The organism is Cellulosilyticum sp., assembly GCF_982396655.1.
The window spans coordinates 1-14152 of the sequence record NZ_CEVXFV010000012.1 but is presented as its reverse complement, the minus strand read 5'-3'; the positions used below and the strand labels follow the sequence as shown (position 1 = coordinate 14152).

The following is a 14152-nucleotide window of genomic DNA, read 5'->3' as shown; positions in this document are numbered from 1 at the left end:
AAGGAATATGGGTTTCAGAGTAAAAGTAGAAGGAAATGACACCATTGAATTAGGCGTAGAAAACATTGAAACAGTAGAGTTTAAAACAGATACACCAGATGACTCTAATGCACGTTCAACAGACTTAGGGGTTACTTTAAAGGTAACAGGAAAAATTTTAGCAGCAGTAGATGGTGAGGAAGCTGACCAAACTATTAAACTTGCACAATGGTCACTTGTACGTGCAGAGGATGCAGACTGCTACCGTAACATTGTGATTGATGTAATTGCAGCATCTCAAGTTGTAAGACAAATTACATTTCCAAATGCCTTTGTAGTAGACTATACAGAAGACTTCGGAGATGAAGAAGGTGTAGGAACATTCTATCTTTATGTAAAACAAAAGAAAGACAAAACAGCTCAAGTAGCCTTTGAAGGCGGATTTGGTGAATAAGGTTAAAAAATAAATATAGAGAAAGGAAGTTGCATTATGGGATTTAGATTAAAAGTAGAAGGTCCTGATACTATTGAATTAGGACTTGAAAGTATTCAAACACTTCAGTTCAAAACAGATACACCAATCGATTCTAATGCACGTTCAAAAGACTTAGGGTCAACAATCGTTGTAACAGGTAAGATTTTAACAGCAGTAGATGGAGATCCATTTGACAATACAAGAAAGCTTGGTCTTTGGTCACTTGTACCAGCCGAAAAAGCTGATTGCTATAGAAAGTTTACAATCGAAGTTATTGCAGCTGATCAAGTAGTAAGAAAGTTCTATTATCCAAATGCTTTCGTAGTAGATTACATAGAAACATATGGAGACACTGAAGGTGTAGGTACCTTTGAACTTATTATTAAGCAAAAGAAAGACAAAATTGCTGGAGCTACTGTAGAAGGTGGCTACGGGGTATAAAAGAAAGTGGCTAACGCTGCGTTCTTAATTAAAACGGGCTGTTGCACGCAAGTGCTGCAGCCGTTTTATAAAGCTGAGAGAGGAGGATGAAATGAAGAATTTATATAAGGTGCTGGGGGTTGATGAAAGTGCTTCTGGGGCTGAAATCAAGAAGGCTTATCGTAAATTGGCGAAGAAGTATCATCCGGATGTGAATCCTGATAATCAAGAAGCAGAGAAAATCTTTAAAGAGATTACGGAGGCTTATGAGATTATTGGCGATGAAACGAAACGTGAGAAGTACGATAGAGAACGCAAATTAAATGGTCAACAAAGGCAGCAGACACAAGGCGAACCTAAGACTCAGGGACCTTTTAAAGGGCATGGACAAGCAGAAACAAAAAGAACAGCGCCTAATATGGGAAATATGAATTTTGAGGGACAGTTTGCAAATTTCTTTGGTTTTGACCCGCATACGAAGGAAATGAAAGGAAAAGGGCCAAGCTCAAATCCTCTTAACACAGATGCATTATTTAGTAGTTTTTTTAATCCTAAGAAAAAGCGATAGGGGGATTTTATTTGAAACAGGTTGTCATATTAGATTGTTTTATCGGCAGTATTGTACTGCTGGCCATACGTATGATTCCAAAGCTTATAAAGGATGAAGGGATTCAGGAACTTTATTTCTTATTTTTTGGGATTGTATTTGTTTTTTTAATAATTGATTTAATAAGTGTCATAGGGGGCGCCTATTTGAAAAAACGTGGTGACCGTAAGGCACGTGAGCAGCTGAATTTAGGACAGGCGAGCTATGTGCCCTTAGTAGATGGACAAGAAGATATTACAGAGATTGCCTTATTAAATGAAGAAGATCAGGTGATTAAAACTTGGGAGCTGTTAGGGCGTACAGCACTTGTAATTGGCCGTGATAAGGGTAGCAGAGAAGTTGATATTGATTTGGAGGAAAGTGCTTATAGTGCTTTAATCGAACAACAGCATGCAGTTCTTAATTATGCAGCTCAAGCATGGTTTATTGAGGATTTACATTCTAATAATGGGGTGAGAATTCAAAAGAGGCGAGATGGTCAGTGCTATAAGCTGGCGAAGGATAGACCTTGTAAGTTAATAAAAGGTGATATTGTACTAATTGCAAACACAAAATTACTAGTGAGATGAAAGGCGTGGGAAAATGGGTTTAATAAGATGTCCAAATGGTCATATGTTTAGTTCAAGAAAGTATGGGACAATCTGTCCTTATTGTAATATGGAAACAGCTAAAAAAGAAAAGGTAGAGGAGCCACCTAAAGATTTTGATCCAGAGATGGAGCTCTTAGAAGAAGATATTGAACCTGTATGTGGTTGGCTTGTTTGTGTGGATGGGGCTAGAGTTGGGAAGGATTATAAGATTCGCACAGGAAAGAATTTCATTGGACGTGCAGATGAGATGGATATTCAAATATTGGGGGATAACAAAATTTCCCGTAGAAATCATGCCATTGTTGTGTACGATCCTAAAAAGCGACAAACAGTATTGCTGCCAGGAGATGCAGCTGGGATTGCTTATTTAAATGATGAAGCTGTTTATGTGCCTACTCCGCTATCACCTTATGATGTGGTGGAGCTTGGAAGAAGTAAATTTTTGTTTGTACCTTTCTGCGGCGAACATTTTGAATGGGATGATACAGGTAAATGATGATAGGAATAATTGTTTTATTAATGGTACTGATAGGCCTAAGAGTGAGTTGGCAAAAAAAATTGCAAAAAGAGATTAAGCCCCCTATGGAGATTGGCAGTGCTACTTTTATAGGAGACTTAGAGGTACAGGCAGATGCTTTTGAAATTATAGAAGGAGAAGCAGGACTATTAGCCCTCTTAGGAGATGGCTTTGGAAAAGGTAATTTAGGTAAGGTGGCAAGTAGGGCAGCACTAAATGCTTGTCGCTCACTTTATCTGCAATATAAAAAGTTAACCAACCCTCAATATTTCTTTAAACGTGCCTTTAACTTAGCCAACTTTGAGGTGCTTAAGCTTTTAGAGGACCGTACAGGAGGATGTAGTTTGCTTGCTGCTTTTATACATGCAGATGAACTGGTTTATGCACTGGCTGGGGATATTAAAATTTGTGTTTTTCGTGGTGGGGATTTGATTCCTTTAAGCGAAGGCCATACTTTAAGCAAGCTGGCACAAAGTGCTTATAAAACAGGAAAGCTTACAAAACAAAAAGCACTTTGGACCCTAAAAGAAGAACGTCTATGGAATTATATTGGTCAAGATGGCTTCAAGGACATTGAACTTTATGATGTACCCGTGCAATTAAAAAAAGGGGATATTGTACTCATGATGACCAAAGGGGTTTATCAAAATATAACGATGTGTGAAGTAGAAAGTATTTTAAAAGATAGCACCCTTAGTGCGAAAGTACAGGCACAGTATATTATAAATGCTGTGAAGGATTCATCCAATGAGAACAAAGAAAATGCAACCGTTATTGTGACTAAGATTAATCAAACTAGGAAGGATGCAGTATGAGAAAAATCAATTCAAGCTTTCAAACAAAATTTATATCTGAAGCAGGCAGTAAGCTGATAAACAAAGATTACTTTGCTTTTGTAGAGTTAGACAAGCTAGCCTGTTATGTACTAGTTGACGGGATTGATGAAGACCTAGAGAAAAAAACAGGCCATCTGGTGGCAGAAAGTATTATTCGGAGTTTCACAGAAAAGCCTACTTTTCGTAAAAGAGCATTAAGAGAATACATTAGGCGTGCCCATCGCTTGCTGCAAGCTGAAAGCAGAGAAATGCATTTAAAAGCCGCTGTAACTGTGATTGTAACAGATTATATTAAAATGCGATATGTGGAAGTAGGAAATACAAGATTTTATCTTGTGCGTAATGGACGTATTTTATATAAGACAGAGGATCAATCCCTTAGTCAGCTTTTGGTAGAAGATAATAAGTTACCCCAAGATAAGGTGGCAGTACACGAAGAACGTCATAACTTATATACCTATTTAGGACAAGAAGGCTTTATGCAGCCGTTTATTTCAAAAAAGCTTAAGTTAGAAGATGGTGACTTATGGGCGCTCGTAACAAGAGGTATTTGGGAAAACTGCGGCGAAGGTGAATTATTGGATGCCACGAGTGAAGCTAAAGAACCTCAAGAAGTCGTTGATGGTGTAGAAGAATTAATGCTAGCCAAACAGCCAGAGGAAATTGATAATTACACCATTGCAGTAACTTTTGTTAATAAGGTTTATCAAAATCCTAAGAAAAAGATTACTTTCAAACAAGTTGTAATGATTGCATTACCTATTATATTAATAGGGGGCACCTTAGGGATTACACTTTATATTAAGCATCGTATCAAACAGAATAATATTGCTCAAATGCAAGATTACATAGCTAGTGCAGAAAAATATGTGCAAAGTGAAAATTACTTAAAAGCCAATGAGGACTATACAGAGGCGCTGACTTTAGCTAAAAAGGTAAAAGATGAAAAAGAAAAAACAACCCTTGACAGTTATCAAAAGCTACTTGAGCAAATTATTGTAGCAGATGAAAAACTGCAAAGTGGAGAATATAGTGAAGCACAAACGGCTTATCTAACTGCACAAAGGCTTTCTTATGAAGCAGATTTAATGGGTAAAACTTATATAGAAGGTAAGTTAGACAAGGTTCAAAAATTTATTGATGTATTAGACTTATTACAAGACGGTGATAAGCAAATGGATTATGGTGAAATAGATTTAGCTAGAGCAGCTTATCAAGAGGCTAAGACACTGGCAAATGAGAACTTTTTCCAAGAAGGCAAACAAGAAGCTATCGAAAAAATAGATAAAATAGATGCCCAAAAGGCAGCTGATAAAAAAGAAGCCCAAGCAGCAGCTGAAAAAAAGGCACAGGAAGATGAAGCAGCACAAAAAGAAAAAGAGGCTAAAAAGGCAGAAGAAGAAAAAGTAAAGGCAGAACAAGAGGCAGCGGCGGCATCTGCTGCTGAAGAAGAACAAAAAGCAGCAGATGAAGCTGCGGCTAAACTATTAGAAACCAAGCTTGGCGCATTAGAAATTGAGAAACAAGGAAATGCCAGTTATAAAGAAGGCAACTTAGAAGATGCTGCCATGTATTATTTAATGGCACAAGATATGTATAGGGATGCTGGTGTTACTAATAAAGTAGATGATTTATATGAACGTGTCAAAATTATCGATAAAATGTTAGCTACGGATACAAATAACCTTAGCAAAGCCAAGCTTTATCTAGAAGAAGCAGATCAAAAGGCAGCAAATAAATTTTATCAAGAAGCAAGAATGCTTTATATCTTATCCAAAGGCATCTACTTAGAAGCAGGCGATGAAGGAGCAGCTAAGGCAATCGATGAAAAGATTATACAAATCGATACTATTTTGATGGCAGACTAAAGTATGTGAGGGGTAGGCAGTTGAAAGAAGAGATATATGAACAATTAGAACATGTAAGTGATTTAAATCAAAGAATATTATTAAAGAATATTTTAGAAGGTGTATTTAGTGGATTATACGATCATTCAGAAGAAATGTATTCTATTTTAGAACAAAGAGTATTTGATGAAATTGAATATGTAGAAGGAAAATATACCATTTATACGAGTACGGTATTTAAAGAAGATATAGACCCTATACATGACTTTTTATATCCTATGACACCAAATGACTTAAAAGATATAAGCTATGATATGAATGATATATTAGAAAATCTGTTAAATCAAAAAAAGACCTTTATATTTAAGGTGTTTTTTCAATGTGATTATTTAATATTTAATGAAATATTAAAGCAAAGAAAACTCTTTAAAGGAAGCATTCGAACAGATAAAAAAATATATACAGCCTATTTCGAACTTGAAAGAGATGAGACATATAATACAAAAATCAAAGATATGTATAAGATTTTTATAGAAAACCAAATTCCATGGCATACGATTAATGCACCTTATATCAATAAAATGGTGAATGTTTATCTTATAAGTGTTGAAGAAGAATTAAATAATCAAGAGCAGATAGAAGAAATAGTAGTTGATTTTGGAGAATACGGACACTATGTAAAATACAATATGGTACCTGTATGGAACATTGAAAAATTAAGTGTGATGGGAATGGGATTTGCTATGCCCTGTGAAGAAGAATTTCTTTATGAGCATAAAATATCCTTAAGAGAGCTTGGTATGCAACATGGTTATTTGGTCGACTCAGAAAAGTGTAAAAGCATACGTCATGCAAAAGAATATCTTTATGTTACAGCAGATACGGAAGAAAGTATGATATGGGATGTTTATAAAATTACAGTGCCTACTTTAAATGATATAAGAGGAAAGTATTATGAGATTATGACAAATGCTAGGAAAGTGAATTTTTTAGATAAAATTGCACAGCAAGTCATTTATCCTATAAAAACGAAAGCAGAAATTATACGTTTACTAAATATTTTAGAAGCTGCTGAGCAAATTGAACTGGGAGATATTAAGATTATAGATGCAAGTACATATACAGAGTCTGAAACTTATAATTTAAATCCCTTTATTATTGATGAAATTAGAGATAGTAGCTATAGGAAGGTTTTATTACTTAGCTTTTATGAAAAAGGACAAACTTCTTATGTAACAAGAGATATTTTAAGTTTTATTATTTCAGAAATTCAACATTATTATCCTGAATATCGTTGTGAAGGAAGGCTATTATGAATTATATATGGGATGTTTTATTAAGAGCTAAACAGCAAGGAATTTCACCTGAAAAAATAAGGTTTATACTTGCAAAACATTATAGTCCTTATATGGAAATAAGTTTTGAAGATCTTAATACTAAAAAACTAGAAGAGTTAGAGGTAGAAATTAACCCATATTACCGATTTTATAGTATATTTAAGGATTTATTTCATATTGACTTTAAAGAAGAATTAGAACTAAGGGAAGTGCTACTAGATGTATTGATGCACTATTTAGCAAGTATTGATTTAAAACAAGGGCTATGTAAAAGCGAATATTATAGAAAGTTTATTGCAAATGATTTACAAAGTGGCATTTATGGGCAAAGGATTGCCCATGTTTTTAAAGCAATGCCGTATGCAGAAAAAAATGCTTTGTTAGATGGTATTTTAATGCTTTATAAAACAGGCGTATCCCAGCTGATTTTTCGCAAGATAATGGGAGCAATTTTTAAAAGAAGTTATATATACCAGAATCAAGATGCAAAAGATGAATTACTTATTTATATAGGTGAGCGCAAGAGCGAGATTAATAAAAACAAATTGCAAATGATATGTGAGATATTCTTACCTTTACATACAAGGTTATCAATATATTGGGAGTATCATTTTTGTATTATGGAAGTTCCAGAAACTAGTATTTTAGATGAAATTGCATTGTATTAAAAGGTGAGGTGAGCGGCATGGCAAGGTACTCATATAAACTTTACAAGAATGAAGAGACCAATCAACATACACAAAGATATACATATACTGAACTTTGTAGAAAAACGACCTATCAACTTAAAGAAATATGTATTAAGGAGAAGCTTGTTAAAAATCAAATAATTGAACTTAATCGAGAAGCACTTATTCACCTTATTATGGTTTATCGTGGGGTACAGGAAACAAAATTTATCAAAGAATTTGAGGAAGAAGGCATTGCCCGATTAGAAAGTCTATTAAAAAAGGTAGAGCATGTCCTTCAAAATGATAGTCATTTAATCGTACCTAGTAAGATTAAGGTTTATGAAGGTTTAGATGTAGGGATATATGATCACTATACGATAACTGCACAGCAGATATTAACAGAAGGCAATATGTTATTAGTAGATGAACAATTTCATATTGCCACTATTTTTAACTTACATAAGGTGGGTAATGAATACTATTTAATGAAAACAAAAGAAATACCCGCACAAGAAATTACAAATGGCCATTACTTTTTATTGTATTTTGAACAGAAAGAATCAGATCTGTTATATGCCCATTATTATAATGAAAATGAAATATTACCGCATCATATAACATATGCCAGAGTGCCTATTTTAGAATTTAAGCTGCAAATACCTAAACAATCAGAACAGCCATTGGTAATTGATTTTGGAACGTGTAATACAACACTAGGTATATTTGATGAAGAAAAGGGAATCCAAGTGGCGCAGGTTTTAGATAGTACATGTGCTGAAAAAAAAGTCACACCCTTTATTCCCAGTGTCATAGCTGTAAAAGCTATTTCTGAAGAAAAGATAGATTATTTAATAGGTTATGATGCCTTAAGATTATCAGCTTCTAATTATATTAAAGCAGGTATTCATGTTTTCTTTGATATTAAGCGATGGATTAGTGATTATGAACGCATGGAAAAGATTACTTCTGAAGATGGACAGTATATGTGGATCAAACGAAAGGATATATTAAAGGTTTATTTCGAGTATATTCTTGCATGTGGGGAAAATTATTTTAAAAAGACTTTCAATGAAATTAGATTTTTAACGCCTATTAGACAGAATAAAAAATTTGAAAAGTTATTTGAAGAAATACTTGAGGAATATGAAGTTAAAACCACATTAGATGAAGGCGTGGCTGTTGTCTTTAATGTTATTAATGGGCTTATTGAAAAAGATAATTATGTGTCCAATCAGACTTATAAGGCCTTGATTATTGATTGTGGTGGTGGGACAACAGATTTAACTGCTTGTGAGTTTACTATAAACAATAAACGTGTAGCTTATCATATTAATATGGCAACTTCATATGAAAATGGTGATACAAATTTTGGTGGTAATAACCTAACCTATCGTGTAATGCAATTATTAAAGTTACAGTTAGTGGGTCAGTTACAACATACCACTACGTTATTTGGAGTATTTGAAGAAGAAGAAGTTAATTACGAAAGGTTAGAACAACTTTATAATCAAGCAGAAGAAGTTTTACCTACGCAATTTAAAAATTATGAGCGTGTGAATGTAGCGGAATATTTTAAAGTAAAGCAAAATTATTATTATCTATTTGAATTAGCTGAAGAGGTAAAACAAGCCTTTTTTGGAGGTAGACCACTTTACGAAATGAAATTAAGCTTAGAAGATGAGCCCATAGATGATGTGAGAAAACAACATATTCATATAGATAAATGGAAGTTATCGGTAAATAAGCATGGACAATTAGAGCATCTTAATGAATTAGAACCCATAATAGTATATCGTTATGAAATTTATAGCTTATTAAGAGGAGATGTTTATGGAATTGTACAAAAGTTATTAATGCCTTTTTATGAAAATGAGCAGCTTATGGAATATCAGCTTATTAAATTAACGGGTCAATCCTGTCAGGCTTCTTTATTTAAAGAGGCTTTAAAAGAATTTGTTCCAGGAAAGTATTTAAATTATAAAAAAGACGATAAAAAGACTTTAAAGTTAGATTGTTTATATGGTGCGATAAAGTACTATCATCATTTAAAGCTAGGTTATATGTCACTTCAAAAAGAACATATTAGTTCAGTCTTCCCATATGAATTAACTGCATATACACATGAAAATATAGAAAAGACATTGATGTATAGCCTTCGCAAAAATAAAGAAACAGGTACAATTTCAAGATTTAAAGATGGTATGACATTAAAGCTTTACCTAAAAGACAGAGAAGGCAAAGTGCTTAGAGTTTATGATTATAGCTATCAAGCAGTAGATTTTAAATTGACAACCTATTATGAAATTGAAAGTGAATACCCTGAAAAAATTGTACAAGATGAAACAGATACGATTGAGAATAATGAAATTAAGTTTTTTATATGGGTAGATGAGATTGAATGGGGATTTTATATTTTACCTATTTTAAGAAAAGAAGAAGAATTGTATAGTGGTACACTCGTATTCTTTGATTTCGAAAATGATACATGGGAAAAGAACTTCTTTGATGGCACAAAATAAAAGGAGGAAAAAAGGTGTTTAGTGCAACCTATCCATTATTTGAAAAAGGACGTCTACTGAAGATAGAGATGCTGGAATGCTTAAGAGACTTTCCAAGGGAACTTTTACAAGTTTATCTAAAAGATTATGTAGAAGGTGTATTAAGCGGTTGTGAAATAACAGTTAATGAGCACTGTTTAATCATTCAACCAGGAATTATCTTTTTACAAGGCATATTATATGTTTTAAAAGCTGCATATGAAGTACCTTACCTTAGTAATGATCGTTTAACACTTTTAAAAGTGAACTGTTTAGATAAAGATAAAGAAAAAGACTTTATACGTTATGTTTCACAAATTTACTTAGACTACAATACAAGTTGTAAAGAAACAGAAATAGAGTTATGCCGCTTTAAATTAAAAAAAGGTGCAAGGCTACGTATGAACTATCAAGACTTTTATGACTTTAATACAGAATATGATACTGTAAACCGTATATATGTTCCTTATTCAGGAAAGGGTAAAGTTACTTTGGTGCCTGAAATAGTTATGGAATTTGCCAAAGAAGCATTAAAATATCACCCTTTAGAAGCGATAGACCTACAGTTTTGTTTTTTAACTTTACAAAATAATGGTTTTTTAGAACGCAACGTTTTAGAAGCGTACTTAAATGCAAAAGATGAACCAATAAATAATGAAGCATCTCAGATGACACTTTATGAAGGGCTTTCTAATATATTAAGAAGGATTCAAAGAGGTGAACAAAAGAAAAATTATCGTAAGGGATTTGGAAAGGGCATTTTAGTAGATTAATAGAAAGGAGTGAGTAAATGACATTTTTAGATGAAAAAATAGCACAGTTAGAAAGAGCAAGTAGACAGCAAAAAAGAGAAGAAGCTGCACAAAAGTTAGAAGCAGCTAAGGAAAGTCAAACCGTAAAAAAGTTGACATTGGATGAAGTAAGAAGTCAAATTAAGCAAGACACACTAGAATTAGATGGCATTAAATTAGAATTTGAACGCAAGAAGTACTTCGAGGAGAAACTACCTTTGAGACTTGCAAAAAATTTCTTTGATGAAGTGACAACAGATGAAAAGGCTATAGTATTTACAAGTAATCGCCATTGTATTTGTGAAATGTTTACTTATGTTGATGAAAATTTACCTATAAAAACTATAGAAGAATATAAGGTTGAAATGGAAGAAAACTTTAAAAAGATACCAGCTTATATAGGAATCCAAAAGGCCATAGCATTAGAGAAATTAGATTATTTAAGTTATCGTACACCCTCTAAAAAAGGCTGGATTTATAATATTATTCTCTTTGTACATAAAAATGAAAGACGCATAATGGGTAATTTGAATTGCTTGGAAACAAATGAGGTAGGGTGCTTATTACTTGAAGCACTTGTATTAGAAATGAATGAAAATATGTAATGATAGGGGGAGTAAGTATGAAGCAGTCAATCATTACTTATAAGGAACTCAAGATTACACTTTGTCAAGTCCTCTATATTAAAAAAATACATATAGAAGAAACGATTAACAATCATAGCACATTAATTTTACAAGCTATTTTAACAGATGAAATGCGAGCAGAAATGATTCATGAACTAGACCAAGTTATTAATCTCTATTATGCAGGTGAAGAGGCAACTTCACTTTTTCAAGGACATATTAGGAAAATCAGTATTAATACAGAAGGAGATTTATATAGTCTGTACCTAGAGGCAAGTAGTTATACCTATGGTATGGATATCACAAGACGCTCAAGGTCTTTTCAAGATATTAATATGACTTCCCATGAAGTGATTAAGAGCATTATGAAAGATTATCCTCAAAGTGATTGTTTACTTGAAATTCCTAATGAGCCCATTGGGGAACTGGTGGTGCAATATGAAGAAACAGATTGGGCTTTTATTAAGCGTTTTATCTCAAGATATCAAGCTGGTTTGTATCCTGAAAATGGTTTTACAAATATAAGATATCATGCAGGCGTGCCAAGGCAATATGCAAAGGTAAATTGGGAAGATTTGCCTTATGAAATTAGCAAAGACTTACAGGATTACAATGAAATACAAAGCAATAGCTTACCAGATATGGCACCTATTCATTATGTGACCTACAAGGTAGGTGCATATGATTATTTGTCATTAGGAACAGAAGTAAATTATAAAGAAATGACATTTTATATTCATCATATTGAGAGAAAACTAGAAGGTGGTGAATTAATTAGCTATTACTTCTTACGTCAAAAAAAGGGGTTACGTCAAAAGAAGCTCTATAACGAAAGAATCACAGGTGTTTCGATTGATGGGGTTATATTACAAGTACAACGTAATAGAGTACGTGTACAACTTGAAATAGATAATGCACAAGATGTGGCAAAAGCTTACTGGTTTCCTTATTCCACCGTATCAGCATCTTCAGGTGGAAGTGGCTGGTATTGCATGCCTGAGATAGGGGAAAGCGTTAGGGCTTATTTTCCTATACATGATGAAAAAGAAGGATATGTTATTACAAATATTAAATCCCATACACCAGATACACCTCAAGAAGGGGATATGATGGGGGATCCTACCAATAAGAATATAAGTACAGCACAAGATAAGCAGGTTATTTTTACACCGGAAGGCGTGTTTATTGTAGCTGATAGTGGCAATGGACAAATTAACTTAAAACTAGATGGTAGCGTGGAAGTAAGTGGCATTGATAATATATCCATTACAGCTATAGAGGATGTTTCATTAAGAGCTGAAAAGGAAGCAATGATAAGTGCAGACAAGAAGATAGATTTATTATGTGAAGCTGAAGGGCATATTGAAATGTTACCAGGTGGAATCACTAAACTAAATGCAAAAGAAATATATGAGAATTCATAGATAGAGAGGAGGATAAAGATGGCATATGGATTTCAAAATTTGAGATTATCAGGTTATGAAGTGGAGGGAATAGCAAATTGCAAAATACAAGGTAATATGGGGGAACATACTACAGCATATGTTAAGGCCTTATTAAAGGAAGAAGGAAAAGAAGAGCTTATTCATGCCACGGGTTCTAATTATCCTATTGAGCTTTATGTAGAAGATAAAGATAAGAAAATAAGCTTATTTTATGGGATTGCTACGAAAGTGAGTGTGCGTTTTGAAGCAGAAGTTTATTGGCTTTATTTAGAAGCTAAAAGCTATACTTATTTAATGGATATCACAAGGCACTCTAGGTCTTTTCAAGATATTAATATGACTTATCATGAGGTCATAAAAAGCATTGTAAAGAACTATAGTCATGCAGAATGTATTTTAAATATCCCTAATGTACCTATAGGACAGCTTTTAGTACAGTATGAGGAAACAGATTGGCAATTTGTTAAGCGTATTACTTCTACATTTAATGAAGGTTTATTCCCAGCTGTAGAAGTACAAGGCATTCGCTTTTATGCTGCAGTAGCCAGTGTAAAAGCGCCAGAAATGGTGATTAAAAAAATTAATGTCAAAAAGGATTTAGATAACTACTATAAAGTAAAAGCTAATACAGCAACGCCAACTTATGAAGTAAGTTATACCATTTATGAAGTAGAAGCAGATGAAATTTTATATCTTATGCATCATATTGTGTTAAATGGCCACACCTTCTATATTAAAAAGTTTACCTATGAGTTAATTGAAGGATTATTTGTTAATCACTATGAATTACAAATTAAATCGGGACTAAAAGAAATTGAGATTTTTCCTATGCATTTAGTAGGGGTCTCATTAGGGGGAAAAATTTTAGTGCCTAATGAGGACAAAGTAAAGGTACATCTAGATATAGATGAGAGTCAGGATGAAGCAAAAGCCTATTGGTTTCCATATTCTACAATGTCTGCTTCTAATGATGGAAGTGGTTGGTATTGTATGCCAGAGATTGGTGATACAGTGCGTGTTTATTTTCCAACTAAGTATACTAAAGATTCAGTTGCATTAAGTGCCGTAAGCATTTATGACACACCTACAGGTGGCACAGATCGTATGAGTAATCCAGATGTCAAGTATTTAGGAACAGTTCATGACAAAGAAGTGAAATTAGCACCAGAAGGTATACGCATTGCATGTAATGGCAGCGTAGCAGTTCTTACAGTTGGTCAAAATGGTGCTATTAGTTTATATGGACAAAAAAGTGTGCATGTCACTGCAGAAGAGACTATTCAAATTGAGGTAAAAGAAGATTTAACAATGACGGCTTTAGAAACAGTAGAGATAGCTTGTGATAAGGGTGGCAGGGTACTTTTAGATGAAGCGGGCAATATAAGATTAGAAGGGACTCAAGTAAAAGTAGATTAGGAGGGATAGTGTGAAAAAAAGAAACCTAGAAGTAGACATAGCAAACAAGCCCTTGGAT

Annotated in this window: 14 protein-coding genes; all 14 read left to right on the top strand. The window is 33.6% G+C overall.

The window, feature by feature from the left end:
• Positions 1-7: 7 nt before the first annotated feature.
• The 14 genes from AC1VAQ_RS07055 to AC1VAQ_RS06990 all read left to right on the top strand — a co-directional run bounded on the left by AC1VAQ_RS07055 (position 8) and on the right by AC1VAQ_RS06990 (position 14094).
• Positions 8-433, top strand: a complete 426-nt coding sequence (locus tag AC1VAQ_RS07055) for a membrane-associated protease 1 (protein ID WP_302599353.1) — start codon at positions 8-10, stop codon at positions 431-433.
• 36 nt (positions 434-469) lie between these two features.
• Complete coding sequence (locus AC1VAQ_RS07050) at positions 470-895, top strand: membrane-associated protease 1 (RefSeq protein WP_302599352.1); 426 nt, start codon at positions 470-472, stop codon at positions 893-895.
• Positions 896-986: 91 nt separating this feature from the next.
• Positions 987-1442, top strand: coding sequence for a J domain-containing protein (locus AC1VAQ_RS07045; RefSeq protein WP_302599351.1), 456 nt, complete (start codon positions 987-989; stop codon positions 1440-1442).
• A gap of 11 nt (positions 1443-1453) precedes the next feature.
• On the top strand, positions 1454-2050 hold the full coding sequence (locus tag AC1VAQ_RS07040; protein WP_302599350.1) for an FHA domain-containing protein: 597 nt from the start codon (positions 1454-1456) through the stop codon (positions 2048-2050).
• Positions 2051-2063: 13 nt separating this feature from the next.
• On the top strand, positions 2064-2567 hold the full coding sequence (locus tag AC1VAQ_RS07035; RefSeq protein WP_302599349.1) for an FHA domain-containing protein: 504 nt from the start codon (positions 2064-2066) through the stop codon (positions 2565-2567).
• Positions 2564-3403 carry a PP2C family protein-serine/threonine phosphatase gene (locus AC1VAQ_RS07030; RefSeq protein WP_302599348.1) on the top strand — a complete coding sequence of 280 codons (840 nt, stop codon included), beginning with the start codon at positions 2564-2566 and terminating at the stop codon, positions 3401-3403. Before AC1VAQ_RS07035 ends, AC1VAQ_RS07030 begins: the two co-directional genes overlap by 4 nt.
• Positions 3400-5292, top strand: a complete 1893-nt coding sequence (locus AC1VAQ_RS07025; protein WP_302599347.1) for a PP2C family protein-serine/threonine phosphatase — start codon at positions 3400-3402, stop codon at positions 5290-5292. Before AC1VAQ_RS07030 ends, AC1VAQ_RS07025 begins: the two co-directional genes overlap by 4 nt.
• Before the next feature lie 20 nt (positions 5293-5312).
• Positions 5313-6587, top strand: coding sequence for a normocyte-binding protein (locus AC1VAQ_RS07020; RefSeq protein WP_302599345.1), 1275 nt, complete (start codon positions 5313-5315; stop codon positions 6585-6587).
• Positions 6584-7276, top strand: a complete 693-nt coding sequence (locus AC1VAQ_RS07015) for a hypothetical protein (RefSeq protein WP_302599344.1) — start codon at positions 6584-6586, stop codon at positions 7274-7276. Before AC1VAQ_RS07020 ends, AC1VAQ_RS07015 begins: the two co-directional genes overlap by 4 nt.
• Positions 7277-7293: 17 nt before the next feature.
• Positions 7294-9798: an Hsp70 family protein gene (locus AC1VAQ_RS07010; RefSeq protein WP_302599343.1), complete on the top strand. Its 2505-nt coding sequence runs from the start codon at positions 7294-7296 to the stop codon at positions 9796-9798.
• 14 nt (positions 9799-9812) lie between these two features.
• The gene (locus tag AC1VAQ_RS07005) at positions 9813-10589 is read left to right on the top strand and encodes a hypothetical protein (protein WP_302599342.1); all 777 of its coding nucleotides are present in this window, start codon (positions 9813-9815) and stop codon (positions 10587-10589) included.
• 17 nt (positions 10590-10606) lie between these two features.
• On the top strand, positions 10607-11212 hold the full coding sequence (locus tag AC1VAQ_RS07000) for a hypothetical protein (protein ID WP_302599340.1): 606 nt from the start codon (positions 10607-10609) through the stop codon (positions 11210-11212).
• Between the two features lie 17 nt (positions 11213-11229).
• On the top strand, positions 11230-12657 hold the full coding sequence (locus AC1VAQ_RS06995) for a contractile injection system protein, VgrG/Pvc8 family (RefSeq protein WP_479903690.1): 1428 nt from the start codon (positions 11230-11232) through the stop codon (positions 12655-12657).
• Positions 12658-12675: 18 nt separating this feature from the next.
• Positions 12676-14094 carry a phage baseplate assembly protein V gene (locus AC1VAQ_RS06990; protein WP_302599337.1) on the top strand — a complete coding sequence of 473 codons (1419 nt, stop codon included), beginning with the start codon at positions 12676-12678 and terminating at the stop codon, positions 14092-14094.
• Positions 14095-14152: the final 58 nt, after the last annotated feature.